General features: G+C 60.9%; 28 protein-coding genes. 10 read left to right on the top strand and 18 right to left on the bottom strand.

Translation table 11 applies throughout. From position 1 onward, the window contains the following. Positions 1-133: 133 nt before the first annotated feature. The 8 genes from LAD35_RS09040 to scpA form a co-directional block, all read right to left on the bottom strand. Complete coding sequence (locus LAD35_RS09040) at positions 134-1,108, bottom strand: hypothetical protein (RefSeq protein WP_224152346.1); 975 nt, start codon at positions 1,106-1,108, stop codon at positions 134-136. Positions 1,109-1,115: 7 nt separating this feature from the next. Continuing rightward, a complete protein-coding gene (locus LAD35_RS09035; protein WP_224152345.1) occupies positions 1,116-1,772 on the bottom strand; it encodes a hypothetical protein in 657 nt (218 codons plus the stop codon). An 18-nt stretch (positions 1,773-1,790) separates the two neighbouring features. After that, on the bottom strand, positions 1,791-3,323 hold the full coding sequence (locus LAD35_RS09030) for an acyl-CoA carboxylase subunit beta (protein ID WP_184710260.1): 1,533 nt from the start codon (positions 3,321-3,323) through the stop codon (positions 1,791-1,793). Positions 3,324-3,417: 94 nt separating this feature from the next. Continuing rightward, positions 3,418-4,455, bottom strand: coding sequence for a methylmalonyl Co-A mutase-associated GTPase MeaB (meaB, locus tag LAD35_RS09025; RefSeq protein ID WP_224152344.1), 1,038 nt, complete (start codon positions 4,453-4,455; stop codon positions 3,418-3,420). Positions 4,456-4,547: 92 nt separating this feature from the next. Beyond that, on the bottom strand, positions 4,548-5,006 hold the full coding sequence (locus LAD35_RS09020) for a GNAT family N-acetyltransferase (RefSeq protein WP_224152343.1): 459 nt from the start codon (positions 5,004-5,006) through the stop codon (positions 4,548-4,550). Next, positions 5,003-5,419, bottom strand: a complete 417-nt coding sequence (locus tag LAD35_RS09015; RefSeq protein WP_224152342.1) for a PIN domain-containing protein — start codon at positions 5,417-5,419, stop codon at positions 5,003-5,005. Before LAD35_RS09015 ends, LAD35_RS09020 begins: the two co-directional genes overlap by 4 nt. Positions 5,420-5,442: 23 nt before the next feature. After that, positions 5,443-5,700, bottom strand: coding sequence for an antitoxin (locus LAD35_RS09010; protein ID WP_224152341.1), 258 nt, complete (start codon positions 5,698-5,700; stop codon positions 5,443-5,445). Positions 5,701-5,747: 47 nt separating this feature from the next. Beyond that, on the bottom strand, positions 5,748-7,922 hold the full coding sequence (gene scpA / locus LAD35_RS09005; RefSeq protein ID WP_224152340.1) for a methylmalonyl-CoA mutase: 2,175 nt from the start codon (positions 7,920-7,922) through the stop codon (positions 5,748-5,750). A 204-nt stretch (positions 7,923-8,126) separates the two neighbouring features. On the opposite strand from scpA, the gene LAD35_RS09000 reads away from it, so the two are divergent. After that, positions 8,127-8,762 carry a GntR family transcriptional regulator gene (locus LAD35_RS09000; protein WP_224152339.1) on the top strand — a complete coding sequence of 212 codons (636 nt, stop codon included), beginning with the start codon at positions 8,127-8,129 and terminating at the stop codon, positions 8,760-8,762. Between the two features lie 130 nt (positions 8,763-8,892). On the opposite strand, the gene LAD35_RS08995 is transcribed toward LAD35_RS09000, so the two are convergent. The 4 genes from LAD35_RS08995 to LAD35_RS08980 all read right to left on the bottom strand — a co-directional run bounded on the left by LAD35_RS08995 (position 8,893) and on the right by LAD35_RS08980 (position 11,946). Beyond that, on the bottom strand, positions 8,893-9,357 hold the full coding sequence (locus LAD35_RS08995) for an acetyltransferase (protein WP_224152338.1): 465 nt from the start codon (positions 9,355-9,357) through the stop codon (positions 8,893-8,895). A gap of 2 nt (positions 9,358-9,359) precedes the next feature. Then, positions 9,360-10,646 carry a TIGR03862 family flavoprotein gene (locus LAD35_RS08990; protein WP_224152337.1) on the bottom strand — a complete coding sequence of 429 codons (1,287 nt, stop codon included), beginning with the start codon at positions 10,644-10,646 and terminating at the stop codon, positions 9,360-9,362. Positions 10,647-10,775: 129 nt separating this feature from the next. Next, positions 10,776-11,177, bottom strand: a complete 402-nt coding sequence (locus LAD35_RS08985; RefSeq protein WP_224152336.1) for a GlcG/HbpS family heme-binding protein — start codon at positions 11,175-11,177, stop codon at positions 10,776-10,778. Then, positions 11,170-11,946, bottom strand: a complete 777-nt coding sequence (locus tag LAD35_RS08980) for an SDR family oxidoreductase (protein WP_224152335.1) — start codon at positions 11,944-11,946, stop codon at positions 11,170-11,172. Before LAD35_RS08980 ends, LAD35_RS08985 begins: the two co-directional genes overlap by 8 nt. 79 nt (positions 11,947-12,025) lie before the next feature. Between LAD35_RS08980 and LAD35_RS08975 the strand changes: the two genes are divergently transcribed. Next, positions 12,026-12,952 (top strand): LysR family transcriptional regulator, encoded by a 927-nt coding sequence (locus LAD35_RS08975; RefSeq protein WP_224152334.1) that lies wholly within the window; start codon positions 12,026-12,028, stop codon positions 12,950-12,952. On the opposite strand, the gene LAD35_RS08970 is transcribed toward LAD35_RS08975, so the two are convergent. From LAD35_RS08970 to LAD35_RS08955, 4 genes are all read right to left on the bottom strand, one after another. Then, complete coding sequence (locus LAD35_RS08970; RefSeq protein WP_317986740.1) at positions 12,943-13,158, bottom strand: MgtC/SapB family protein; 216 nt, start codon at positions 13,156-13,158, stop codon at positions 12,943-12,945. The two genes, LAD35_RS08975 and LAD35_RS08970, sit on opposite strands and share 10 nt — an antisense overlap. Positions 13,159-13,182: 24 nt before the next feature. Next, the gene (locus tag LAD35_RS08965) at positions 13,183-14,133 is read right to left on the bottom strand and encodes an IS481 family transposase (protein WP_224152333.1); all 951 of its coding nucleotides are present in this window, start codon (positions 14,131-14,133) and stop codon (positions 13,183-13,185) included. Between the two features lie 249 nt (positions 14,134-14,382). Continuing rightward, complete coding sequence (locus LAD35_RS08960) at positions 14,383-14,679, bottom strand: hypothetical protein (RefSeq protein WP_224152332.1); 297 nt, start codon at positions 14,677-14,679, stop codon at positions 14,383-14,385. Positions 14,680-14,942: 263 nt separating this feature from the next. Continuing rightward, complete coding sequence (locus tag LAD35_RS08955; protein ID WP_224152331.1) at positions 14,943-15,446, bottom strand: MgtC/SapB family protein; 504 nt, start codon at positions 15,444-15,446, stop codon at positions 14,943-14,945. A gap of 449 nt (positions 15,447-15,895) precedes the next feature. On the opposite strand from LAD35_RS08955, the gene LAD35_RS08950 reads away from it, so the two are divergent. Next, complete coding sequence (locus LAD35_RS08950) at positions 15,896-17,050, top strand: IPTL-CTERM sorting domain-containing protein (protein ID WP_224152330.1); 1,155 nt, start codon at positions 15,896-15,898, stop codon at positions 17,048-17,050. A gap of 195 nt (positions 17,051-17,245) precedes the next feature. Further along, on the top strand, positions 17,246-17,938 hold the full coding sequence (locus tag LAD35_RS08945) for an alpha/beta hydrolase (RefSeq protein WP_224152329.1): 693 nt from the start codon (positions 17,246-17,248) through the stop codon (positions 17,936-17,938). A 33-nt stretch (positions 17,939-17,971) separates the two neighbouring features. Here LAD35_RS08945 and LAD35_RS08940 read toward each other — a convergent pair whose 3' ends face one another. Next, positions 17,972-19,063 (bottom strand): agmatine deiminase family protein, encoded by a 1,092-nt coding sequence (locus LAD35_RS08940; protein ID WP_224152328.1) that lies wholly within the window; start codon positions 19,061-19,063, stop codon positions 17,972-17,974. Positions 19,064-19,087: 24 nt separating this feature from the next. Further along, on the bottom strand, positions 19,088-20,257 hold the full coding sequence (locus tag LAD35_RS08935; RefSeq protein WP_224152327.1) for an agmatine deiminase family protein: 1,170 nt from the start codon (positions 20,255-20,257) through the stop codon (positions 19,088-19,090). Positions 20,258-20,381: 124 nt separating this feature from the next. On the opposite strand from LAD35_RS08935, the gene LAD35_RS08930 reads away from it, so the two are divergent. The 6 genes from LAD35_RS08930 (at position 20,382) to LAD35_RS08905 (ending at position 24,903) form a co-directional block, all read left to right on the top strand. After that, positions 20,382-21,278 (top strand): LysR family transcriptional regulator, encoded by an 897-nt coding sequence (locus tag LAD35_RS08930; RefSeq protein ID WP_224152326.1) that lies wholly within the window; start codon positions 20,382-20,384, stop codon positions 21,276-21,278. 102 nt (positions 21,279-21,380) lie between these two features. Beyond that, positions 21,381-21,755 (top strand): COG4315 family predicted lipoprotein, encoded by a 375-nt coding sequence (locus LAD35_RS08925; RefSeq protein ID WP_224152325.1) that lies wholly within the window; start codon positions 21,381-21,383, stop codon positions 21,753-21,755. A 43-nt stretch (positions 21,756-21,798) separates the two neighbouring features. Continuing rightward, positions 21,799-22,335, top strand: a complete 537-nt coding sequence (locus LAD35_RS08920) for an RNA polymerase sigma factor (protein ID WP_224152324.1) — start codon at positions 21,799-21,801, stop codon at positions 22,333-22,335. A gap of 2 nt (positions 22,336-22,337) precedes the next feature. Then, positions 22,338-23,177: an anti-sigma factor family protein gene (locus tag LAD35_RS08915; RefSeq protein ID WP_224152323.1), complete on the top strand. Its 840-nt coding sequence runs from the start codon at positions 22,338-22,340 to the stop codon at positions 23,175-23,177. Between the two features lie 246 nt (positions 23,178-23,423). Beyond that, entirely contained in the window at positions 23,424-24,218 is a 795-nt protein-coding gene (locus LAD35_RS08910) for a substrate-binding domain-containing protein (protein WP_224152322.1), read from the top strand. Positions 24,219-24,684: 466 nt separating this feature from the next. Next, positions 24,685-24,903 (top strand): hypothetical protein, encoded by a 219-nt coding sequence (locus LAD35_RS08905; RefSeq protein ID WP_224152321.1) that lies wholly within the window; start codon positions 24,685-24,687, stop codon positions 24,901-24,903. Positions 24,904-25,031 lie beyond the last annotated feature (128 nt).

Here is a 25,031-nt window from a genome sequence, read left to right as displayed (position 1 = left end):
AGCAACTGACAGAAACGTCTTGGACAGAAACGCCTGCCGGGCAGCCGTTTTCACTGCGGTTGGCAATGCAGATTTGGGTAAACATGGTGCTTCGTCTCTCTGATGAATTTGGAATCAATGTCTTCTGCCCGTCTCAGGGCAGCGCCTTGTTGTGTGCCCATTGCCCGCCGGGCATGAGCAGGTAGTCTTCACAATCCAGATCGCTGCAGACCTGGCTGCCCAGCACCTGCAGGATCATGCGGTCCTGCGTGCGCACATCGGTCGAGCGGCCCTTGACCTTGACGGCCAGCATGCGGCTGTCCTTGCCCCACTTGGCAATTTCGGCGCCTTCGGCCAGTGCTTCGGTCACATCCCAGCCTTCGCGGTGCGCCGAGCGCACGGTGGCAGCCCTGCGTGAGAGCACGCGCTCGGGCCGCACCCCCACCAGCACCACATGGCCCAGCCAGCGCGTGCCGCTCTTGTCAATGGCCTGCAGATCCGCCACACGCCGGGCGTCATACTTGCGCACCATGGCCTGCAGCCGGTCTGCATTGGCGCTGTATTCCTTGCGCTGGTCGGGCTGGCCTGCGTTCTGTCGCTGCAGGCTGGTGGCATTGTTGCTGTATTGCTGGAACAGCAACTCCCTGCCCTGGAGCGATGCCGTGGCACGCACTGTGGGCGTGGGCAGATTGCCATCCGCATCCGGCACCAGTTCAAAGCCCTGGTACACCATCAGGCGCACCAGGCCCACGCTCTGCGCCGCCGGGCACAGCTTTTGCCATTGGTGGTGCGCAGCCTGGAGCCATTGGCGGGCGACGGCCTCCGACGCCAGCGGCGCATGCACATCTACCAGCACATGCAAGGCCTTGGGGTGGCATGCGTCGGCAGCGTGGCTGCCCTGCGCGGCGGCTTCCGCCCACAGCCGCCCGCCCTTGCCTTCGCTGTTGGCAAGCGGCCCCAGATCCAGCAGCACACCCTCGGCCAATGGCTGGCTGCCCAGGGCTCCTGGCCGTGGCTGTGCGTGGGCGAGCAAACCGCCAAAGGCCAGCGCGCACACCAGCAGCACAGGTGCAAAACTGTGCCTGAAGCGGCATTTGTGCGCTGGACGGGGGCGTTGGAGGTACGGCATGGCGGTGTCAGTGCTGCGCGGCTGGTGGCCGCGCGTCCGTTGATGGCCAGGCGCCGCTCAGGCACTGCTCCTTGGCACCACCGCTGATGCGCGTGGCGCCTTGGGGCAGCGCATAGGCATCTGCAGGAAACTGGTAGAAGTAATCCACCAGTTGCCTCGCCAGCGCCTCTCCCACAGGCGCCACCTTCTGTGCGGTCTGCACGGCCTGTGCGGGCGCGATGTCACGCCGCCGGCTGCTGGCAACCGCAGCACCCGAGAGGTTGGCCTTGGCACAGGCATCCACCCGTTGCGCACCGGCATCGGCAAACCAGGCCTGTGCGCAGGCGCGCAGGGCTCGGTCCACGTACAGGCCCACGGCCGCTGTGTAAGCCTCGGCCCCGTTGTCGTAGGCATCGCTGCCCAGGTAGCCCTTGGCCAGCGATTCGTACAGTCGCAGGGTTTCAGGCTGCATGGCATCGCGCAACCGCTGCGCGCTCTGCACAGAAAGCGATTCGGGCCCATCGCGTGAGCCGATCTGCGCCAGCGCAAACAAGGCCTCTTCCATCAACTGGCACTGCACGCCGCGCCCGGCCATGTCCGGCAAGGCAGGCGCTTGCGCATGGCTGAGCCTCTGGCCCAAAGCCAGAGCGGCAACCACAGCGACAGGGACCCAGGAAATACGCATGCTCGCCCGCCGGGTGCCTTACAGCGGGATATTGCCGTGCTTGCGCCACGGATTTTCGAGCTGCTTGTTCTTGAGCATCTCCAGGCTGCGGCAGATGCGCTTGCGCGTCTCGTGCGGCTGGATCACATCGTCGATGAAGCCACGCGCGCCCGCCACGAACGGGTTGGCAAAACGGGCCTTGTACTCGGCTTCGCGGGCCGCCAGCTTTGCCGGGTCGTTCTTGTCTTCGCGGAAGATGATTTCCACCGCGCCCTTGGCGCCCATCACGGCAATCTCGGCATGCGGCCAGGCCAGGTTCACGTCACCGCGCAGGTGCTTGGAGGCCATCACGTCGTAGGCGCCGCCATAGGCCTTGCGGGTGATCACGGTGATCTTGGGCACCGTGCACTCGGCATAGGCGTACAGCAGCTTGGCACCGTGTTTGATGATGCCGCCGTATTCCTGCGAGGTACCGGGCATGAAGCCGGGCACGTCCACAAAGGTGACGACGGGAATGTTGAAGGCATCGCAGAAGCGCACAAAGCGCGCCGCCTTGATGGAGCTCTTGATATCCAGGCAACCGGCCAGCACCAGCGGCTGGTTGGCGACGATGCCCACGGTCTGGCCTGCCATGCGGGCAAAGCCGATCAGGATGTTCTTCGCGTATTCGGGCTGCAGCTCGAAGAAGTCGCCATCGTCCACGGTCTTGAGGATCAGCTCCTTCATGTCGTAGGGCTTGTTCGGGTTCTCGGGCACCAGGGTGTCGAGCGACATCTCGGCGCGGCCCACCGGGTCGGTGCTGGCGCGCACCGGCGCCTTTTCGCGGTTGTTGAGCGGCAGGTAGTTGTAGAGGCGCCGCAGCATCATCAGCGCTTCCACGTCGTTGTCGAACGCCATGTCGGCCACGCCGCTCTTGGTGGTGTGGGTGATGGCGCCACCCAGCTCCTCGGCAGTCACCTCTTCGTGCGTCACGGTCTTGACCACTTCGGGGCCGGTCACGAACATGTAGGAACTGTCCTTGACCATGAAGATGAAGTCCGTCATCGCGGGCGAGTACACCGCGCCACCTGCGCTGGGGCCCATGATCATGCTGATCTGCGGCACCACGCCCGAGGCCAGCACATTCTTCTGGAACACATCCGCATAGCCTCCCAGCGATGCAACGCCTTCCTGGATGCGGGCGCCGCCCGAATCGTTGAGGCCGATCACCGGTGCGCCCACCTTCATGGCCTGGTCCATCACCTTGCAGATCTTCTCGGCATGGGTTTCGGACAGCGCGCCGCCGAACACCGTGAAATCCTGGCTGAAAACGAAGACCAGACGGCCGTTGATCATGCCGTAGCCGGTAACGACGCCGTCGCCGGGGATCTTCTGCTCGGCCATGCCGAAGTCCGTGCAGCGGTGCTCCACAAACATGTCCCATTCTTCGAAGGTGCCGTCGTCCAGCAGCAGCTCGATGCGCTCACGCGCCGTGAGCTTGCCTTTCTTGTGCTGTGCGTCGATGCGCTTCTGGCCCCCACCCAGGCGGGCGAGTTCGCGCTTTTTCTCCAGTTGTACCAAGATGTCTTGCATGTTCAATCCTCTGAAGCTTGCTGGGTTGTCTCTGTGTCTTGATGGAGGCCAGGGCCTCGTTCAATCGGGTTCAATCGGTCTCAATCCGGTTAACTCATGTTTTGATAGCGACCTGCGCAACACCACTCTGCGCAGACAGCAGATTTCTTGCCGCAGTGGAAGCAGCCAGCCGCCCCTGCGCCACCTCTTGCTGCACCTGGGGCAGCATATCGCGCACGGCAGGGTGTTCACGGAAGGCGAGCTTGAGCCCGTGGTCAATGCGCTCCCACATCCAGGCCAGGGCCTGCTTTTCGCGGCGCAGCTGCAGACGGCCATTGCCGGTCTGCAGGCTGCGGTAGGTCTCGACGGCCTCCCAGAAGCCTTCCACGCCCTGGCCCAGCAAGGCGCTGATCTGCACCACGCGCGGTTGCCACAGCGCGCCGCTGGTGGCATGGTCTGGATTGCCGTGCATCCCCAGAAGGCGCAGGCTGGAGGTGATCTGCGCCTGCGCGCGCGTTGCGGCGTTGGGGTCGATATCGGCCTTGTTGATGACCACCAGATCGGCCAGCTCCATCACGCCCTTCTTGATCGCCTGCAGGTCGTCGCCTGCATTGGGCAGCTGCAGCACGCAGAACATGTCCGTCATGCCGTGCACGGCAATCTCGCTCTGGCCCACGCCCACGGTCTCGACAATCACCACGTCATAGCCCGCTGCCTCGCACACCAGCATCGCCTCGCGCGTCTTCTCGGCCACACCGCCCAGGGTGCCGCTCGACGGGCTGGGGCGAATATAGGCTTCGGGCCGCATCGACAGCTGCTCCATGCGCGTCTTGTCGCCCAGAATGGAGCCGCCCGATACCGTGGATGACGGATCGATGGCCAGCACGGCCACGCGCAGCCCTTTGCCGATCAGGTACAGGCCCAGGGTTTCGATGAAGGTGGATTTGCCCACGCCCGGCACGCCGCTGATGCCCAGGCGGAACGACTTTCCCGTAAAGGGCAGCATGGCCGTCAGCAGCTCATCGCCCTGCGCGCGGTGATCGGCGCGGGTCGATTCCAGCAAGGTGATCGCCTTGGCCATGGCGCGGCGCTGCAGCGCGGGGTTGGCGCCTTGCGTGATGGCGGCAACGCGCTCGGTCACCTCTGTACCCATGCCGCCACCTTTGTACCAATTTGACTATCAGCGCTTACCTGCAGGGCGCAATCAGCAATCATTTTTATAGCAAATACCATGTTCAACGGTCCCTACACCGGGCTCCACTGGTACAGCAGATCAATTGGATCGCCGCCCGTCTGCACAAAGCCGTGGCGTTCGTAGAACCGGATGGCATCGCTTTGGTTCAGCACTTCCAGCCATACAGCCCGTCCATCGCGCCGCGCCTGGCTCTGCACCTGCTGCATCGCCCAGTCGCCAATCCTGCGGTTCTGATAAGCGGGCAACAGATACAGGTGCTGCAGCTTGAGACGGCCATCGTGGTAGGGCACCACCGTCAGCAAACCAGCACGCTGCGGGCCTTGACCATCCTCAAGGTCTGCGCAGATATGCTGCATGTACTGCGGGTCAAACTGACCAGCAAAGCGCTTGCGGGCATTGTCCAGATTGAAGATACCCAACCGCTCCAGGCTCTCGCGCATGGCGGCAATGCGCAGGTCAAACAGCGCTTCGAAATCGTCCTGTCCCACAGGCGCAAAGAAAAGTCTCACTCGGCAGCCTCCATCCAGTCCTCGATCCGCAGGCCTTCGATCCGCTCGAATTCGCGCACGTTGTGCGTGACCAGCACGCCGTCAGGGTCGGCCAGGGCCTGGCATCCAATCATGAGATCGATGGCACCGATGGGGGTGCCCGCCTTGCGCAGGCGAGCGGATTGCTCGCCGTAATGCCAGATGGCATCGCCGCCCCAGGGCTCAATCGAAAATAGTGACAAGGCTTCTTCCATCAACACGCGATTACGCTCTACATGCGTGCTGCGCATGACACCACTGGCCAACTCCGCCGCCACCAGCGCGGATATCACCATTCTGGTGTGATCGACGGCACGCATGCGAGCCAGCACGGCAGCGTGTTGCCGATGCCAGGCATAGATGCAAATATTGGTGTCGAGGTAATAACGGGGCATGAGACAAGGTGCGGCGAAAGCAATCAATCAAAACCGACATCGCGTGGCGGCGTCTTGTCGCGCTCGATCTCGTCGGGCATGCCTTCAAAGCGGCCCAGCACCTTGTCCAGCCGAGCCAGCCACGCGGCATGCGCATCCGCTGGCACCGGACGCAGAACTACAGCGCCATCGGCCTGGCGCTCCACCGTCACCTCCTCGGTATCGAAGCGGAACTCCTTGGGCAGGCGAACCGCCTGGCTGCGGCCGTTCATGAAGACTTTGGCGATGGCGAGATCGGACATGGTGGGCTCCTCCAGTAGAGATATATATCAATGGTATATATCAAAACTCAAGCCGTCAAGCTCGCCTTGATCTGCTCCAACACATCCTTGGCGCTGGCCGGGATGGGGGTGCCGGGGCCATAGACGCCCTTGACGCCTGCGTTGTACAGGTAGTCGTAATCCTGCGCAGGAATCACGCCGCCGACGAAGACGATGATGTCGTCTGCGCCCTGCTTTCTCAATTCCTCGATGATGGCGGGCACCAGCGTCTTGTGGCCAGCGGCCAGGGTCGAGACGCCCACGGCGTGCACGTCGTTCTCGATGGCCTGGCGCGCGCATTCCTCGGGGGTCTGGAACAGCGGGCCCATGTCGACGTCGTAGCCCAGGTCGGCAAAGGCGGTGGCCACCACCTTGGCGCCGCGGTCGTGGCCGTCCTGGCCGAGCTTGGCGATCATCACGCGCGGGCGGCGGCCTTCGGCCTCGGCAAAGGCGGCGATTTCGCCTTTGAGCTTGTCCCAGCCTTCTGCGGAGTCGTAGGCGGCTGCGTACACCCCCGTCACCTTTTGCGTGTCGGCGCGGTGGCGGCCAAAGGATTTTTCCATCGCGTCGGAGACTTCTCCCACCGTGGCACGCAGGCGCACGGCCTCAATGGCCAGGCCCAGCAGGTTGCCTTTGCCGGATTCCGCAGCAGCGCTCAGCGCATCCAGCGCCTGCTGCACGGCGGCTGCATCGCGCTTTTGCTTGATGCTTTGGAGACGCGCGATCTGGCTGTCACGCACTTTGACGTTGTCCACCTCCAGGATGTCGACCGGGTCTTCCTTGGCCAGCTTGTACTTGTTGACACCGACGATGACCTCTTTGCCCGAGTCGATGCGCGCCTGCTTTTCGGCGGCAGCGGCCTCGATCTTGAGCTTGGCCCAGCCGCTGTCCACAGCCTGGGTCATGCCGCCCATGGCGTCCACTTCCTCGATGATCTTCCAGGCGGCGTCGGCCATGTCCTGGGTCAGCTTTTCCATCATGTAGCTGCCAGCCCAGGGGTCGATCACATTGGTGATGTGGGTCTCTTCCTGAATGATGAGCTGGGTGTTGCGCGCAATGCGGGCGCTGAACTCGGTGGGCAGCGCGATGGCTTCGTCCAGCGCATTGGTGTGCAGCGACTGCGTGCCACCAAACACGGCAGCCATGGCCTCGATGGTGGTGCGCACCACGTTGTTGTACGGGTCTTGCTCGGTCAGGCTCCAGCCGCTGGTCTGGCTGTGCGTGCGCAGCATCAGGCTCTTGGGGTTCTTGGCGTCAAAGCCTTTCATGATGCGGCACCACAGAAGGCGCGCGGCGCGCATTTTGGCGATTTCCAAGTAGAAGTTCATGCCCACCGCCCAGAAGAACGAGAGGCGGCCCGCAAAAGCGTCCACATCCATGCCTTTGGCAATGGCGGTCTTCACATACTCCTTGCCGTCTGCCAGGGTGAAAGCGAGCTCAAGCGCCTGGTTGGCGCCCGCTTCCTGCATGTGGTAGCCGCTGATCGAGATGGAGTTGAACTTGGGCATGTTCTGGCTCGTGTACTCGATGATGTCGCCAATGATGCGCATGCTCGGCTTGGGCGGGTAGATGTAGGTGTTGCGCACCATGAACTCTTTCAGAATGTCGTTCTGAATCGTTCCGGAGAGCTGGTCCTGCGGCACGCCCTGTTCCTCGGCAGCCACCACGTAGCCCGCCAGTACGGGCAGCACGGCACCGTTCATGGTCATCGAGACGGAGACCTTGTCGAGCGGAATGCCGTTGAACAGGATCTTCATGTCTTCGACGCTGTCGATCGCAACGCCTGCCTTGCCCACGTCGCCGGTCACGCGCGGATGGTCGCTGTCGTAGCCACGGTGTGTGGCCAGATCAAACGCCACCGATACGCCCTGCCCGCCAGCGGCCAGCGCCTTGCGGTAGAAGGCGTTGGATTCCTCGGCGGTGGAAAAACCCGCGTACTGGCGAATCGTCCAGGGGCGCACAGCGTACATCGTGGCCTGCGGGCCCCGCATGTAGGGCGCAAAACCGGGCAAGGTATCGGCAAACGGCAGGTCGGCGGTATCGGCTGCCGTGTAGAGCGGCTTGACAGTGATTCCATCCGGCGTCACCCAGTTCAGCGCCCCGACGTCGCCCCCGGGGGCCGATTTGGCGGCAGCTTTTTCCCAGGCGGCAAGGTCGGCCTGGGCAAACTCGGATGCGGTGTTTTGCTTTGCGGAATCAGTCATGTCTCAAGCTTTGTATCCGTTGATCAGTCTATTCAGACCTGCGCGCACGGCCCCATGAAGGGATTCGCTGCTGCGGCATTCTTGTCTGCGCAGGTCTCGCCCGAAATGGTGGCCCATCCCGTGCCATCCTGCAAGTGTACATTATTCATAATTATGAATGCAGAATTTTGAATTTCGGGCAGCTTCTGTACAATCCACCTACCGATGAACACCCCCACCTTTGCGCCCCGCGCCCTGTACCAAGACGTTGCCGAGCTCCTGCGGCAGCGCATTTTCGCCAACCAGCTCCCTCCGGGCAGCTGGATTGACGAGCTGAAGATTGCCGAAGAAATAGGCATCAGCCGCACCCCTTTGCGTGAGGCTTTGAAGGTATTGGCGACGGAAGGCCTGGTCACGATGAAGCTGCGCCGTGGCGCCTATGTGACTGAGGTCTCGCAAAAGGACCTGCTGCAGGTCTACCACCTGCTGGCCCTGCTGGAGAGCGACGCCTCCGCCGAACTGGCCCGGGGCGCGAGCGATGCCCAGATTGCCGAGCTGCAAGCCCTGCATGACGCGCTGGAAGCGGCGGTGAATGACCGCGACGAATTCTTCAATGCCAACGAGCGCTTTCACATGCGCGTGCTGGAGATGCTGGACAACAAGTGGCTCAGCCAGATGGTGGCCGACCTGCGCAAGGTGATGAAGCTCAACCGCCACAACTCGCTGTTCAAATCGGGGCGCATCGAAGAATCATTGCAGGAGCACCGCGAACTGATGCAGGCACTGGCCACACGCGACCCCGGCGCCGCCCAGACCTGCGTGAAGCTGCATTTCAGGAACGGATTGGCGGCAGCGGTATAGCGCGATTGACGTTTGCAGGCCAGGCAGTGGCATCCATTGCTATCATTAAGAGAGCAATTGGCGCTTATCCATTGGGCGCAAAAGGCCAGTTTTTCTGAAACTGCCTTCGTAGCGGTTGCAGAACCGCTGGCTAGCCTTGGTGGCGCAGATGCACCAGCGGATAGGCACGGCCCTGGCCGTCCAGCGGGGATCGGCCTGTTTCCACAAAACCGAGCGCGCGGTAAAAGGCCATGGCCTGGGGGTTTTGCGCGTTCACATCGGTCGTCAATTGCGGATGCATACCGAGCGCCCAACGCACCAGGAGCGTACCCACGCCCTGCCCTTTGCTGGCTGGGTCGATGAACAATGCTTCCATATGACCTCCGAGAGGGCCACTGGACAGCAGCATGAAGCCAAGGGGCCGGTCTGCAGCATCTACGGCCAGCACAAGCGGTGCCTGCGGCAGAAAACCTGCCACCTCCTGTGCAATCGCATGGCGGTCTGCCTCCGCCAGAAAATCGTGGCTGTCATCCACCGCGCGCTGCCAGATCTGCAGCACGCGGGCGCCGTCGGCGATGGTAGATGCGCGTATCTTCAGTGCAGGTGTGCCAATCACTTTCAGCGGCCTTCCAGGAACCGCTCCACGCCCTGCGCCGCGCGCACGCCGCTGGCCAGCGCGGCCGTCAGCAGATAGCCCCCCGTGGGCGCTTCCCAATCCAGCATCTCGCCCGCGCAGAACAGGCCCGGCTTGGCTTGGCACATCAGACCGGGCGTCAAACCTGCAAACGTCACACCACCTGCGGTACTGATGGCCTCGTCCAAGGGTCGCGTGGCCGTCACGGTGATGGGGGCGGCCTTGATGGCTGCAGCCAAGCGGTCGGCATCCTGCATGCCGTCCTTGCCCAGCACTTCGAACAAGAGCGCCGCCTTGATGCCGTCCAGGCCCAGGCGTCCCTTCAAGTGGCTGGCGAGGCTGCGCGAGCCGCGTGGATGACGCACTTCAGCCAGCACGCGCTCCGCGCTGTGGTCCGGCAGCAGATCGACAGTGAAAGTGGCGCTGCCCTCGGCATGGATGGCTTCACGCAAGGCGCTGGAGACCGCATACACAAGGCTGCCTTCAACCCCCTGCTCCGTGGCGACAAACTCGCCCTTGCGCACAAACGGGCTGCCGCTCTTGCTATCAAAAGTGATAGCTACCGACTTGAAAGGCTGGCCCGCGAACTTGGTGCTGAAAAACGGCGACCATCCGGCCTGCGCCGCGCCATCGGCGCCGCGCTGCATACGCACCTCAAAGCCGCAATTGGCCGCCTGCAATGGCGCCACTGCGATACCCGCCTGCTGCAGCACGGGCACCCAGGCGCCGTCCGAGCCCAGCCGGGCCCAGCTGCCCCCGCCCAGGGCCAACACCGTGGCGCGGGCCTGCACCGCCGCCTCGCCTTCCGGCGTTGCAAAGCGCAGCGCATTGTTCTCGCCAAAACCCAGCCAGCGATGGCGCATCGCAAAGCGCACACCGGCTGCGCGCATCGCCACCAGCCAGCTGCGCAGCAATGGCGCCGCTTTCATATCAGTGGGAAAGACGCGTCCCGATGTGCCCACAAAGGTCTCGATACCCAGGCCATGCGCCCAGTCCTGCACATGCTGCGGGCCAAAATCGCTCAGCCAATCGCCCACCACACCCTGTTGCGCACCGTAGCGGCCGACAAAGGGCTCGGCGGGCTCCGAATGGGTCAGGTTGAGGCCACCGCGCCCGGCCAGCAGGAATTTGCGGCCCACCGATGCACTGCCGTCAAACACCGCCACACTCAAGCCTTGCAGCGCGAGGCGGTGTGCCGCCATCAGGCCGGCAGGGCCGCCCCCGACAACAGCAACATCGAGAGCAGGGAAGGAAGTAACAGACACCGTCATGGCAAGGCGCAATCGAGAACAGCAAGGGGGCGAACCTTACACTAACTGCAATGCCCTGTGGGCGGAATTCGGTACCCTTTAGAGCGTGTTTACGATCTCTACGCATCCGAGGAAATCGTAAACACGTTCTTATGCCATCGATGCCGCGCGCGCCAAGGCCGCGTCCTGTTCGGGCGTTCCTCCGGAAACCCCGATCGAGCCGATCAGGAGTCCCGCGTCGTTCATCAGCGGCAGGCCGCCTCCCATAAGCAGCAAGCCACCCGAATGGATGTGGTCGAAGTGCGGCAACGGCATCCCCACCTGAAGCGGTGCATTCAGTGCTTCCGTAGGAGCCTGGAACATCACGGCGGTACGCGCCTTTGCAATCGCCAATTCGTTGGAGGCGAGCCAGGCGCCATCCATTCTCGAAAAGGTGACCAGGTTCGCACCGGTGTCCATGACAGCGAAAACAGCGTTCAGACCCGCCTCCTTCGCTGCTGCGCGCCCGAACGCCACGATCCGGCTGGCGTGGTCCAGGCTCAACTCAGGCATTTTGGGACCATTCGGTTTGCTGCCACTGCTTGGCCGCCTCGATGGTGGCCAAAGGACGCATGGTGCGATAGAGATGGGTTTGCGCAGGAATAATCTCCACCATCGCGTCGATCATTTCCTGAGGATCGGCCTGACCAGCGAGGCTGTCGCCAAAGTCGGGCGTGGGAACCACGGCGGTCTGCGGGTCGTACCACTGCACATGGCTCTCGGCGCCCGTATCGTTGAAGCCAGTGCCGAAGACACCGGGATTGACAGTCGCCACCTTGACGCCGTGGGGCTCCAGCTCCGCTTTCATTGAACCTGCAATGGCCTCGATGGCATGCTTGGTTGCGCAGTAGATCCCCAAAAAGGGGACCACCAGAATGCCGCCCATGGAAGAGGTCCAGACCACTTTGCCCGATTTTCGCGCCACCATCTTCGGAACGATGGCCTGTACGAGCTGAAGGTGCCCGAATACGTTGATGTCGAAGGACTCGCGCACGCGCTGCATCGGAATGTCCACGACCGATCCGCCTTCCATCACCCCTGCGTTCAGCACCAATACATCCGGATCGAAGGACCCCGCATGGGCAATATCGATGGGATCGAGAAGATTGAGCTTGATCACTTCGAGATGGACGCCCGCCTTTGCAGCATCTTCGCGCAAGGTGCGTACCTGGGGCCAGGTTTCAGCGGCCGCAATCACCGTGTGACCCAGGCGAGCCAACGCAATGGCCGCCCCCCGCCCAAAACCGGAACTGGCACCGGTGATCAAGATTTTCTGAGACATCTATGCACTCCTTGAAGTTGTCTCGGAAAGTGTAAAAATCCCATTGTTGATTAACAATAGGCCAATGCTTTACACCTAGATGAACAGCACTCATCAATCAAGAAACAGCGACTTTTTCGCGTTTACGGTTTTCTTGGCTGTTGCCGCGCGAGCCAGCTTTCGCGGTGCCGCCACGGATCTGGACATCACACCATCTGCGGTAAGCCATTCGATCAAGGGACTGGAGCAGCGACTGGGCGTTCGGCTCGTCAATCGCACCACCCGCAGCGTCTCGCTGACGGATGCGGGCCAGGGTCTTGCTGCCAGGCTGCGTCCGGCAATGGCGGCGATTGATGAGGCGCTTGCAGAAGTCGACCAGTTGCGCCAGACCCCCTCAGGCACCGTGCGCATCAATGCCAGTGAAGGCGCCATTCGCATGGTGCTTCGCCCTGTTCTGGCGCAGTTCCTGCAGCGGTATCCGCAGGTTCATCTGGATATCGTGAGTGACGGGCGACTCAGCGATATCGTGGGGGAAGGATTCGATGCCGGCATCCGTCTGGCCGAAGCGGTGCCCAAGGACATGATTTCCGTTCCCATACTTGGCAATGTGCGCTTTGCAGCAGTAGCCTCCCCTCAGTACATTGCAAGATTCGGTCGCCCGGAAGTACCCCAGGACCTGCATCGACACGCCTGCATAAGATTTCGCTTTGAAAGCGGAAAAATCTATCAGTGGGAGTTTGAGAAGCACGGTCTCAACGAAACCATTGATGTCCGAGGGCCGCTCACGCTCACCGACCAGCCGTTGATGGTGGAGGCTGCCATTGACGGTATCGGCATTGCATTCGTTCCCGACCATCTGGTCCAGAACGCACTGCGCGATGGCCGGCTCATCCGTCTTCTGGAGGACTGGTGCCCTTCGTTTCCAGGCCTTTGCCTTTGCTACCCGGGCCACCGCCATGTCTCGACAGGCTTGCGAGCGCTGATCGATCTCATCAAAGAAAATGACCCATTCGTACATCACCGGTGAAGGCCTGCACTCCCCCTGTCCCCATGCCGTATCTCATGCGCCAGGCGCCTGACGCCCAGCAACTGCGCAATCGCCGGAAACATGGCAGCCCCCATGGCCACCAGCACATGCGTGCGCAAACCCGCCGCCTTGCCACTGGCTTCACGCTCAAACCCCAGCAGACCGCCCAACAGCGCAGCAAACACCAGCTTGAAAACAATGCGCATGGCCTGATCCAGATCGGGCAGATCCTAGGTGTTCAGTCCCGGCATTTGATGGATCGGATCTATCTTGAACCGTTCAGGTTCGGATGTCCACTGTTTGCAGATGAATTCGTAGGGTGTCAGGCCTTTGAGGGTCTTGAGCCTGCGGCCGAAGTTGTATGCATCGATGAAGTTGGCGAGGTGCTGCCGCAACTGCGCGTGATCGTCATAGTGGAAGCGCTTGACGGTGGCTTCCTTGATGGTCCGGTTCATTCGCTCGACCTGCCCATTGGTCCACGGATGCTTGACCTTTGTGAGGCGATGTTCGATACCGTGTTCCTCGCAGACTCGACCAAAGATGTGCTGGAAGGCGTACCGGTCTGAACTGCGGTTGGCAAACTGAATGCCGTTATCGGTGAGCACCGTATGGAGGGTGTACGGCACCGCTGCGATCACATTGCGCAAGAACTGCGCCGCAGTCATCTTGTCAGCCGAGGGATGGAGTTCGGTGAGTGCGAACTTGGACGTCCTGTCGATGGCCACGAAGAGATAGAGCTTGCCCTCGACTGTCTGCACTTCGGCGATGTCGACATGGAAGTAGCCAATGGGGTAGCTCTTGAACCGCTTCTTGGCTGGCTTATCGCCCTGCACCTCGGGCAGCCGCGAGATACCGTGCCGCTGCAAGCAGCGGTGCAGAGACGAGCGCGTCAGATGCGGGATAGTCGGCTGCAGCGCGTAGAGACAGTCATCCAGCGGCAGCATGGTATGCCTGCGAAAGGCGACGATCGCTGCCTCATCCTCAACGGACAAAACGGTGGAGCGCGGCTGCCTGGGCCCTGTCGGCAGATCGGTGACCGAAGGCCGATTCTTCCACTTCGCCACCGTCTTCTGATTGATGCCATAGCGTGCAGAAAGCGCTCTCAGGCTCTCTTGACTATGTTGTATCGCTCGACGGATCGCCTCCGTCGTTGTGGCGCTGCCGTGCAGAACCTGGCCCATAGTGCTTCCTTCCATTCATGAGAGAAGATTGCACCATTAAAATCTGGGACCATACACCTAGGCAATGGTGATCCCGATAATGGCTACAGCCGAATCAGACGGGTTCATGGCGCAGCACACTGCTATGTGGAATCGCCTCCGATCCTAGCGTTCAGCCCCCGACGCCCACATTGGTCACCCATGCACTTTCGCCCTATGCCTACAGCCACAACGTACTGGGCATTACTCCGGCCGCGATCACCTCAATCGCTATTCCTGCCGGATCAGCTGGTAATACTTTCGGCATCCCCAGACAGCAGCCACGACCAGGCCGATACCGATGCCCCAGACTACCGGCACATCGAAAGCAAAAATCAGAAGGAACATCAACCCGACACTGACCAATGCCACCCATACCAGCGTCACATAGTCGAAGTACGCGACGGTCATGGCATCATCAGCCACACTGCGAGGGGCATGGCCTGCCTTGCCACGCAAATGCCTGAACAGCAGGACATCCACGACAAAATCGAAAATACCGAGAATCAGATCTATCACGAAGCCCATAGCGAAATATCCTCCTCACCCGGCAAGCCCACAATCCGCCATATTGAAGGAGCTAGCTGGTGCACCTAGCCCTGCCTCAGAATGTACTGCAGCGAAAAATACCGGCTGCTGCAGGAAGGCCAATTTCGCCTTGACTGCACGGAAAACCCATGCATGGCCAAGGAGGCTTGAGAAACACGACCTCAGCGAAACCACTGTCCCGGCTGCCATCAGACATTCATGATTGCTATATATTTAATATCTTAATGAATTGAACCAGCGCTCTATTTTTTGGACCAACGATCCTTGGTGAGCCAGGGCACCACCATCAGCACGATAAGCGCAATCACCGTACAGAAGATGGCGGCAGACTCCTCGCCCACACCGACGGCGACGCCAATGGCGGCGGTGAACCAGATGCCAGCCGCTGTCGTGAGCCCCTTGACATCTTCCTCGCCGCCTTTGGACGATTTCAGGATCGCGCCTGCGCCCAAGAAGCCCACGCCTGCAATCACGCCCTGCATCACCCGGCTGGACTCCTGCGCATTCACGCCCAGCAACTGCGCAATCGCCAGAAACATGGCAGCCCCCATGGCCACCAGCATATGCGTGCGCAAACCCGCCGCCTTGCCACTGGCTTCACGCTCAAACCCCAGCAGACCGCCCAACAGCGCCGCCAGTACCAGCTTGAAGACAATGCGTGTCGCCTGCTCCAGGTCGGGCAGGTCGGACAGCTCCTTGGCAATCGTGTTCCAGATCACGGAGACAGCAGAATCGGTGGGGTTCATGGCGCAGTGCCCTCCAGTTGCAAGCAGACACCAGATCCTAGTGCGCCTTCGCTTTTGCCCGCGTAGGACACGAATGGGCTTTTGCCCCTCACAACTGCGCCGGCAGGTGTGCCGTGAAGCCCGTCTGGCTGGCAACAGCTAATGGCATCCGCTTTTTGCGATGCAAGCGTGTTTCGCCCTCCAGTGCACAAACGATTTGTGCCTTACGCTATGTAAAACGGAGCACTCACAGGCTCCACCCCGGGTAATGGTGCCCCATTGCAGAAGTGGCATTCAACGGCAACGCTGCAGCCCCCCCCACTTCGTCCGCTCCAGTGCAGGCTGCGTTGGCCATTCCAGCTTAGCCGTTAAGAATTGATTTGATTTCATTGATAAATTCCTCCAATTTATTATTAGAATGATTTTTTGTTTTTAATAGAAAAAGGCTATAAATGTCGCAAATCAAAAAATTGACTAGCGCCAGATGGGCCGCCTCATCTCTGCTGGCGGGCCTCTGGTTTGCCGGGCAGGTTCAAGCCCAGGTTCTGCCGACGATCGACTGCAAGCCCAATTCGGTTGCGCAACTCAACACGGGACAGACCAGTGCAGGCGACCCTGCGACAGACCTGAACTGGAAGTTTCAATACCTACGCACGTACTCTGGCAGCGATCCCGCCAACTGGGGTGCATTTGGTGATGCGAAGCTGGTGACCGCCCCTACAGCAAGCTGGAGCAGTACGCCTGCCAACAGCAGCACCGCCAAATGGATCGGCATGGATGCCTTTGGCAGCCAACCCTACACCGATGGCTCGAACTTCGGCAACATCGATGGGCTCTTTCAGGTGCAGTTCAATCTTGCATCCACCGTCTCTCTGGGCAGCTTTCAGCCCTCAATGACCTACAGCGCAGACAACTCCGTCGTCGATATCTTCATCAACGGCAAATCACAGCTCGCGCGTGGGGCCGGTACCTGGGGTCTGCCACAAGCCGGCGGAACCAACCAGTTCAACTACAACGGATTTGGCACCGGCCGCTGGCTGACGATTGCCAGCATGGCCTCGCCCGACTGGCAGCCCGGCGCCAACACTCTCACCGTCTACGTCAAGAGCAGCCCGAACTTCATGGGATTTGCCGCAGCCATCTCCGGCACCAATGCATGTGCCCCGAATGTTGCACCCACTGCAGTGCCCGCTATCTCGGGAGCCACCCAGGTCGGCTCCACCATGACGGGAACCTACACCTATGCGGACACCGAGTCGGATGTGGAAGATCCTGCAGGAACCACCTACAAGTTCGTCACCAGCCCCAATGCATCGATTGCCAGCTCCGGCGACGGCACCACCGTCGCCAGTGGCTCTACGGGCGGCGCAGCTGCAAGCACGTCGTACACGCTGCAGGCCGCTGATGCGGATATGTACCTCTACTACTGCGTGACCCCGGCCGCAAAGACCGGCACATCACCAGGTACGGAAACCTGCAGTGCGGCATCCGGCAAGATCATCGCCCCTCCCAAGCCGCCTGCACAACCCGCCAATGTTCCAACGCTGGGCGAGTGGGCTTTGATGGGAATGGCTGCTTTGCTTGCCCTGCTGGGCATCGCCGCAATCCGCAGGCAATCCGTCTGAAACGACAACCACCTTCGGGTGGTTTTCTTTTGCCCCAATACTTGCCTGGGTCCCCGCGCTGAGTTGACCTGGTGCCACTGTCCATCCATCATGGGGCCTGACATTCGCGGCTGTTCTGACGTGCATGCTGGGTACGCGTCAGTGCCAGAGCCTCCACCAACCCAGGTCACCCGAGTGAAATGGAGAGATAGCGCCATGAGCAAACCAACGGTCATACTAGTGCACGGTTTCTGGGGCGGTGCCGCCCATTGGGCCAAGGTGATACTTGAACTGAGCAGGCGTGGTTACACGGACATCCGCGCAGTGGAAAACCCATTGACCTCCCTTGCCGATGATGCGGAAAGAACACGCAAGATGATTGCGCAGGTCAATGGCCCGGTGGTGCTCGTGGGCCACTCGTATGGGGGCGCAGTCATCAGCGAGGCAGGCAATCATCCCGATGTGAAGGCGCTGGTCTACATTGCGGCATTTGCCCCCGATGCCGGAGAGAGCCCGGGCGGCATCACGCAGCAGCACCTGCCCGCGGCAGCGCCGAATCTGGCGCCTGACAGCGATGGCTATCTGTGGCTGAAGGCTGACAAGTTCCATGAGAGCTTCTGCCAGGATCTTTCCGCAGAAGAAGGCCTGGTGATGGCCGTGACCCAGAAAGCGCCGCTGGCAAAGACTTTTGGCGACCCCGTGACCGCCCCCGCCTGGAAGCACAAACCCTCCTGGTACCAGGTCTCCAGCCAGGATCACATGATTGCCCCCGAAAACCAGAAATGGATGTCAGCCCGCATGAATGCCCGCAAGGTGGTGACGCTCAATGCAAGCCACGCATCCCTTGCCTCCTTGCCCGTGGATGTCGCCGCGCTGATCGACGAAGCGGCAGTGGCTACTGCTGCCTGAGCACGGACGAATTCTGAGAACGTGTTTGCGTTCTCAGGCTGGCTGCTGCTGCGTGGTGCAGTGAATCCCTCCACCACCGGCGGCAATGGCGTCGATATTGAGTTGCACGATCTCGCGCCCGGGAAACTGCTCGCGCAGGATGGCTTTGGTGTTGCGGTCGGCCTGCGCGTGGCCGAATTCGGGGCTGATCACCGCTCCATTGCACACGTAGAAATTGATGTACCCGGCAGCGAAGTCCTTGTTTTCATATTGCGGTCGCACGTAATCGGGCCCTGGCATGCGCACCACCTTCAACTGGCTGCCACGCACGTCCGTGGCCTTGCGCAGGATATCGAGATGGCGCTGGGTGATCGCATGTTCCGGCGATGAGGTGTCGCTCTCAAAACCCGCAACCACTACCCCGGGCGCACAGAATCGGGCATAGAAATCCGTGTGGCCATCGGTGATGTCTCGGCCGGCAATGCCGGGCAGCCAGATGACCTTCTCGATACCCAGTACCCGTTGCAGCTCCTGCTCGCACTGCGCCTTGCTGACGCCGGGGTTGCGGTTGGGGTTCAACACACAGCTTTCCGTGATGATGGCCGTTCCCTGGCCGTCGACTTCGATACCGCCGCCTTCCAGCACCAGGGTGCTTTTCAGAATGGGGACACCAGCTCTGCCGGCGACGAAGCCAGCGACCCGCGCGTCATCCCTGTGTTCCTGCTTTCTGCCCCAGCCATTGAAGTTGAAGTTCACGCCTGAGAACGCGCCGCCTGCATTTTTCACGAAGACCGGTCCGGTATCGCGCATCCACAGGTCATCAATGGGTTGCACCACCAGGTTGACCTTGTTGCCGCACAGCCGCGCGGCCAGGTCGTAATCCTGCTCGTTGACCAGCATGTGCACGGGCTCGACGCTGGCGATGGCTTGTGCGATACGCGCCAGATTGGCCTGCGCCCCTGATTTCAGCCGCCTGCCCCACACCTCATCATTGGCACCAAAAGCCATCCAGGTCGCCGTGTGGCGTTCCCCTTCGTCCGGCATGCGCCATCCGGCATTGGCAGCAGGGGCAGAAAAAGCTGGCAGGCCCACCGTGGTACCTGCCACCAGCCCCATGGTTGCCGAAAGAAGTTGTCGTCTTTGCATGTTGTTCTCTCTTTGAACAGGTTCTTAGATGACTTCTTGCTGGGTGGTGCAATGAATGCCACCTCCGCCAGCGGCGATGGGGTCGATATTGATCTGGATCACCTCACGCCCTGGATACAACTGCATGTACATCGCCTTGGCGCCAGCATCCGCAATCACATCCCCGAACTCCGGCAGAAAAATGGCGCTGCTGGTCGCATAGTAGTTGATGTAGCCTGCAGCGAAGGTATTCGGATTGTTTCCAGGCCGGATCTGCTCAGGACCGTCGATGACCACGATCTGCAGCGGCTGGTTGTCCGCATCGGTGGCACTGCGCAAGATATCCAGATGCCGCCGGGTCAACGCATAGTCGTAGGAGTCCGGATGCATCTCCCGGTGCGCCACGACCACGCCTGGCCGCACAAAGCGGGCATAGAAGTCCGTGTGCGCATCGGTAATGTCCCGATTCTTGATTCCCGGCAACCAGATCACCTTGCGAATACCCAGCAAACGGCGCAGCTCCGCTTCGCAGTCGGCCTTGCTCCAGCCTGGGTTGCGGTTGTCATTGAGCACACAGCTCTCGGTGATGATGGCCGTGCCCTTGCCATCGACCTCCAGCGCCCCACCTTCCAGCACCAGACGCGTGGCAAGCAGCGGCAGTTGCGCCTTGGCGCTGACTTCATCGGCCACCTTGCTGTCAAAGCCGGATTGCTGCTTTTTGCCCCAGCCGTTGAAATTGAACTTGACGCAGGCCCGCTCGCCGTTTTGCTTGCGTACAAAGACGGGGCCGGTATCGCGCATCCACAGGTCGTCCATCTGGGCGGGAATGAGCACGACACGCGCATCGAGCATTTGACGTGCGCTGTCCATTTCCGCCTGTCGCACCAGCATGTTGACAGGCTCATGGGCAGCAATGGCATTGGCAATGCGCGCCAGCGCCAGTTGCACCTGTGGCACTTGCGCACGTGACCAGATGGCATCCGAGGCGCCGAAAGCCATCCACGTCGCCTTGTGGGCTTCTGCCTCATCGGGCATGCGCCAGCCGTTGGCTGGGTCCTGCTCGCCCTGACCGTGGGCATTGCTGCTGTCCGCAGGGGGCCGAGCTTCAACCTCTCCCGCGTCACCGCCACCACAGGCGGTCAGCAAGCTGCCTACCGCAATCGCGCTGCCCCCCGCTGCGCAATGGCGCATGAAATATCGACGTGTCCTCATCATCCATCCTTGTCCGCTTACAGAATCGATACGGAAATCCCTTCCGCATCAGGCTGGTCGCATTGTGGATGGATCAAGATATGAGATCAAATGATAATATTTGCCTCAGCAAATTAATTTTTCTCATATGTCAGAACATCGTATCCCTTCGCTGAAACTGTTGATGGGCTTTGAGGCGGCGGCCCGGCATGGCAGTTTTTCGCGAGCGGCAGACGAGTTGCATGTGACACAGTCGGCCATCAGTCACCAGGTGCAGCAGTTGGAAGAGCAGATCATGCAACCGCTGTTTCGCCGCGCAGGCCGTGGTGTGGAGCTGACCGTTGCTGGCGAGGTGCTGCTGCGCAGTGTTCAACGCACACTCACCGTCCTGCGCAGCGGCCTGGGCCGGATCAGCACCTACCTGGATCCCGGTCTGGTGGTGCTGGTTTGCCCCGCGCCATTGCTGCACGGCTGGCTGCAGCCGAGATTGCGCGCTCTGGAAGCCCGGCACCCGCAGTTGTGCCTGCTGCTGTCCGTGGACGAAAGCGCCCGGTTTGTCGATGAAATCGATGTCGATATCGCCATCAGTGACAGGCCGCTTCAGCAGGCGGGCCTGGATGAAAGACCATTCCTGCAGGACGAATGGGTACTGGTGGCGAATACCGACCTGGCTGGGAAACTTGCCCCTCTTGCGCAGGCCCAACACCATCTGCACGCCGATCTGATCTGCCTGGAAGAGAGCCTGACCGGCGAGGCAACGGCCGCGGTCTTTCTGGGGCCGCTCGCGCACTTTCGCAAGCGTGCCATCTATGACGACCCGCGCCTCGTGCTGGACGCCATTCTGGAGGGTCGGGGAATCGCCTGTCTGCCGCGCCTGCTCGTCGATGCCAGCCTCGTGCGCGGCCAGTTGCAGATTCTTGAGCAGTACCCTCGTCTGCCCGGGGCAACCTGGTGGCTGTCAGGGGTTGCGGGGCAGACGCGTTCTCCCATCGTCTCGCAGGTATTCCAATGGCTTATCTCCGAAGGCCTGGGGTCGAAACCCTGACTGTGGCGAAGCATCGAAAAAAATTTTCGGCCACCGTGGAATATCGAAAGCCCGGCGTACGTCTACCTGGATACCTACACTTCATCTTGAAAGATATACGCCATGAAAATCCGTAATCTCCCCGTGCTGGCCCTGGCCCTTGCAGCCGCTTTTGCTTCCGTGGCCCAGGCCGAGCCTGTAGCCACCATGGCTGGCGGCGTGCTCGTCAATGCCAGCGGCATGACGCTCTACACTTTCGACAAGGACGTGGCCGGCAGCAACAAGAGCATGTGCAATGGCCCCTGCATCGAGTTGTGGCCGGCAGTCTCTGCCTCGGCCGATGCAAAACCCGAAGGCGACTTCAGCGTGATCACCCGCGACGACGGCAGCAAGCAATGGGCCCACAAGGGCAAGCCGCTGTATACCTATGCAGCAGACAAGAAGGCGGGCGACGCAACGGGCGACAATTTCAAGGGCGTGTGGCACGTCATCAAGTAAGCCGCAGCCACTGCTGATCTGGATTGAACCTGCCTGGACTTCTATGCGCGCACAGGACGAAGCGGAGATCGTGGCCTGCATTCCCAGCCTGCGGCGGTATGCGCGCGGGCTGATGTCAGACCCTGACCGGGCTGACGACCTGGTGCAGGATACGCTGGAGCGCGCCTGGTCGCGCTTTTCCATGTGGCAAAAGCACAGTGAACTGCGGGCCTGGATGTTCGGCATCATGCACAACCAGTTCATTGATCGCATCCGTGCGCAGCGCAGCCGGCCCGAGGACAGCGTGGGTGACGACCTTCCTGAAATGCCCCAGCGGCCGCAGCAGGCCGACGCACTGGAAATCCGTGATCTCGATCGCCTGTTGCAACGGCTCCCTCCCGAGCAGCGGGAGGTGCTGCTGCTTGTCAGTGTCGAAGAGCTCAGCTACCAGGAGGTGGCCACCGTCGTCGGCGTGCCGATAGGCACCGTGATGTCCCGCCTCTCCCGCGCCCGTGCCCGCTTGCGCGACGAGATTGCTGCAAGCGGCAGCAGCCCGGACAAGGTCACGGTCGCCTCCCACAAAATTCAACGCGTGAAGTGATCATGGACACCCCACAGATCAAGGCCCTCGACTCCAGCACGGTGCCACCCGTCACAGAAGCCGATCTGCACGCCTATGCAGACCAGCAACTGACCCATGCGCGGCGCATCCAGGTGGAACAATACCTCGCGGAACACCCGCAAGAGCTTGCCCGTGTGCAGGATTGGCAACAGCAGAATGCGCGCCTGCGCGAAATGCTGGCCCCGGTGCTCGACGAGCCGTTGCCCCTTGGCCTGCCACTCCGGCCAGTGGCATCAAGGTTTCCATGGCGCAGCCTGGCAGCCGGGGTGGTGATTGCGGTTGTCAGCGCAGGGTCGGCATGGTCCATTCGGGGTGCGGTCGATGCTGAGACGACACGGCTTGCCCTGGCGCGCCACACCCAGACGGTGGCCGCCAGCAATGGCGCTTTGAGCGGGTTTGCGCAACGCGCAGCCATTGCCCACGTCGTGTACAGCCCGGATGTCCGGCGGCCCGTGGAAATTGGCGCCGACCAGGAGCAGGCACTGGTCACCTGGCTCACCAAACGCATGGGGACGGAAGTACGCCCGCCTCAATTGGCCGGGCTGGGCTATGAATTGATGGGTGGGCGCCTTCTGCCCGGCGGCAATGGCCCGGTCGCCCAGTTCATGTACGGCACCCCTGCCGGACAGCGCCTGACGCTCTATGTGACACGCGAGGTTCCCGGCCAAGGCGATGCGCAATTCAAGTTCGGCCAGGATGGCCCCGTCAACGTGTTCTATTGGGTGGAGGACAACCTGGGTTACGCCATCTCTGCGGGTGCCGACAAGGCAGAGCTGATGCGGGTCTCGCAAGAGGTCTACCGGCAACTCAAGCACGGATGACCCTGCGCAACACGCAGCAGCCAGCCAGTTGGCGGCTTGCTTCTGGCGGAACGCCGAAGGTGGTTGCCACCGTATCACAGCCCCCTGTGCGCGGGACTGGAATATTCCGCACCTCTCAAACGTCCACCGAAGGTATCTCCTTGCCTCCATTTATCTTTTCCATCCATTGCCAGCTCGGCCTGCATGCCCAGGGTTGAAAGACCCATGGCCGTGCCTTGTCTCCCTGAATTCGATTGAACAAGCACCATGAAAAAAACCAGACACTTTCGCCTTTCCCTCCAGTCACTGCTGGTCTCGCTGGCAGCATGCATTGGCTTCGCCGTATCCCATGTTGCCCACGCCGATCCAGTGATCAACGTATACGGGCCCGGCGGCCCCGCCCCAGCCATGAAGCAGGCGGCCAAGGAATTTGGCGAAGCCAGCAAGGTCAAGGTCAACATCGTCGCCGGGCCTACGCCGCAGTGGGTGGACAAGGCCAGAAACGATGCCCACGTGGTATTCAGCGGCGCCGAAAACATGATGAGCGATTTCGCCAAGGCCATGCCCGGCATCTTCGACCTGCGGGACGCAGAGCCCCTGTACCTGCGGCCTGTCGCCATCCTGGTGAGGCCCGGCAATCCCAAGGGCATCAAAGGCTTCCGTGATGTGCTCGCCCCCGGCATCAAGGTTCTTGCCGTTGCGGGCGCCGGTCAGAACGGCCTGTGGGAAGACGTTGCCGGCCGTACCGGCGATATCGATACGCTGCGGGCCTTCCGCAAGAACCTCCTTCTGCCCGAAGCTGCCAATAGCGCCGAGGCACGTAAGCGCTGGATCGAGCAGACAGACATCGATGTGTGGCTGATCTGGAACATCTGGCAGGTGGCAAACCCGGAACTGGCGCAACTTGTCGAGATGGACGAGCCCTTCCGTATCTACCGGGATACCGGTGTTGTGCTGACCCATCGGGGAGCAGAACTTCCCGAGGCAAAGGAATTCGTGAAATTTCTGCAATCGCCTGGCGGACAAGCCATTTTTGCCAAGTGGGGCTGGAAGACACCTTGAGATGCCACCATTCTCTGGCACAGAACACCTGCCGGCCATTCCTGCGCGCCTCTCCTTTGCCCCCAGGCAGTGCAAGAAGGTGCAAGGCGGATTTCTTACATTGGGCTTACATTTGTTAAAACAATCGAATTCATTTTTTGATTCATTTGATCTATGATGCTATTACTCCGGAGAGGGAGCAGAGAAGAAGCACATCAGAGCTAGCCCAAGCTTGAGCCCGCATTCTGCGGGCTCTTTTTTTTACCAATTGGTAGCGAATAAGACACAAACAGAACTATCAATTCAATAGTTCCAAGCTAATATCTCCATAGAGATTTGTGCCGAGTTCGTGCCTCTCCCTCTCCCAAACGCTTCTGCACGACATCCTGTACCTCCAGGATCGGCCTTTTTACAGTGAACTTTGCCACCTCCGGGTGGCATTTTTTCAGCCTCCAAATCAGACGGAGGGCTGGAGGGGCCATGGATCATGGAGTTCAAGCCATTCATTGATGATTTCAAGCGCTGTGCTCGGGCATTGGATACAAGGGGTGAACCGTTCGAGCTGGACACACCGTTGGCCCTGCTTGCTCGCCTGATGCACGATGTCGAAGGTTATCTGTCAGAGGCTGAAATGCATACCCTTGCGGAAATTGGCGGATACATCTATCGGGAAGCATGGCGCAATAAAGCCCTGCGGGGTGATTGAATGCATGTATCCTAGGGGCCCTCTGCAAAACGCCCTGGCGCATGCCTGACGAGAGGCTGAGACCTTTCAATGCAAGGGTGGCTGCGGAGCAGAAAATGAATTCAGGCCACCATGGGCAAACGTCAGTG

This window comes from Comamonas odontotermitis (genome assembly GCF_020080045.1).
Classification (GTDB): domain Bacteria; phylum Pseudomonadota; class Gammaproteobacteria; order Burkholderiales; family Burkholderiaceae_C; genus Comamonas; species Comamonas odontotermitis.
The sequence above is the reverse complement of the archived record's forward strand: the minus strand, read 5'-3'. Positions and strand labels throughout refer to the sequence as shown.

Bases quoted from the DNA above. Each gene is read 5' to 3' on its own strand.
- LAD35_RS08935 (WP_224152327.1), bottom strand. From the start codon at position 20,257: ATGATGAGGACACGTCGATATTTCATGCGCCATTGCGCAGCGGGGGGC.
- LAD35_RS08955 (WP_224152331.1), bottom strand. From the start codon at position 15,446: ATGAACCCCACCGATTCTGCTGTCTCCGTGATCTGGAACACGATTGCC.
- LAD35_RS08970 (WP_317986740.1), bottom strand. From the start codon at position 13,158: ATGCGCATTGTTTTCAAGCTGGTGTTTGCTGCGCTGTTGGGCGGTCTG.
- LAD35_RS08945 (WP_224152329.1), top strand. From the start codon at position 17,246: ATGAGCAAACCAACGGTCATACTAGTGCACGGTTTCTGGGGCGGTGCC.
- LAD35_RS08915 (WP_224152323.1), top strand. From the start codon at position 22,338: ATGGACACCCCACAGATCAAGGCCCTCGACTCCAGCACGGTGCCACCC.
- LAD35_RS08990 (WP_224152337.1), bottom strand. From the start codon at position 10,646: ATGACGGTGTCTGTTACTTCCTTCCCTGCTCTCGATGTTGCTGTTGTC.
- LAD35_RS08920 (WP_224152324.1), top strand. From the start codon at position 21,799: ATGCGCGCACAGGACGAAGCGGAGATCGTGGCCTGCATTCCCAGCCTG.
- LAD35_RS08965 (WP_224152333.1), bottom strand. From the start codon at position 14,133: ATGGGCCAGGTTCTGCACGGCAGCGCCACAACGACGGAGGCGATCCGT.
- LAD35_RS08910 (WP_224152322.1), top strand. From the start codon at position 23,424: ATGAAAAAAACCAGACACTTTCGCCTTTCCCTCCAGTCACTGCTGGTC.
- LAD35_RS08940 (WP_224152328.1), bottom strand. From the start codon at position 19,063: ATGCAAAGACGACAACTTCTTTCGGCAACCATGGGGCTGGTGGCAGGT.
- LAD35_RS08975 (WP_224152334.1), top strand. From the start codon at position 12,026: ATGAACAGCACTCATCAATCAAGAAACAGCGACTTTTTCGCGTTTACG.
- LAD35_RS08980 (WP_224152335.1), bottom strand. From the start codon at position 11,946: ATGTCTCAGAAAATCTTGATCACCGGTGCCAGTTCCGGTTTTGGGCGG.
- LAD35_RS09030 (WP_184710260.1), bottom strand. From the start codon at position 3,323: ATGCAAGACATCTTGGTACAACTGGAGAAAAAGCGCGAACTCGCCCGC.
- LAD35_RS09040 (WP_224152346.1), bottom strand. From the start codon at position 1,108: ATGCCGTACCTCCAACGCCCCCGTCCAGCGCACAAATGCCGCTTCAGG.
- LAD35_RS08960 (WP_224152332.1), bottom strand. From the start codon at position 14,679: ATGGGCTTCGTGATAGATCTGATTCTCGGTATTTTCGATTTTGTCGTG.
- LAD35_RS09000 (WP_224152339.1), top strand. From the start codon at position 8,127: ATGAACACCCCCACCTTTGCGCCCCGCGCCCTGTACCAAGACGTTGCC.
- meaB (WP_224152344.1), bottom strand. From the start codon at position 4,455: ATGGGTACAGAGGTGACCGAGCGCGTTGCCGCCATCACGCAAGGCGCC.
- LAD35_RS08905 (WP_224152321.1), top strand. From the start codon at position 24,685: ATGGAGTTCAAGCCATTCATTGATGATTTCAAGCGCTGTGCTCGGGCA.
- LAD35_RS08930 (WP_224152326.1), top strand. From the start codon at position 20,382: ATGTCAGAACATCGTATCCCTTCGCTGAAACTGTTGATGGGCTTTGAG.
- scpA (WP_224152340.1), bottom strand. From the start codon at position 7,922: ATGACTGATTCCGCAAAGCAAAACACCGCATCCGAGTTTGCCCAGGCC.
- LAD35_RS09015 (WP_224152342.1), bottom strand. From the start codon at position 5,419: ATGCCCCGTTATTACCTCGACACCAATATTTGCATCTATGCCTGGCAT.
- LAD35_RS09035 (WP_224152345.1), bottom strand. From the start codon at position 1,772: ATGCGTATTTCCTGGGTCCCTGTCGCTGTGGTTGCCGCTCTGGCTTTG.
- LAD35_RS08925 (WP_224152325.1), top strand. From the start codon at position 21,381: ATGAAAATCCGTAATCTCCCCGTGCTGGCCCTGGCCCTTGCAGCCGCT.
- LAD35_RS09010 (WP_224152341.1), bottom strand. From the start codon at position 5,700: ATGTCCGATCTCGCCATCGCCAAAGTCTTCATGAACGGCCGCAGCCAG.
- LAD35_RS08985 (WP_224152336.1), bottom strand. From the start codon at position 11,177: ATGCCTGAGTTGAGCCTGGACCACGCCAGCCGGATCGTGGCGTTCGGG.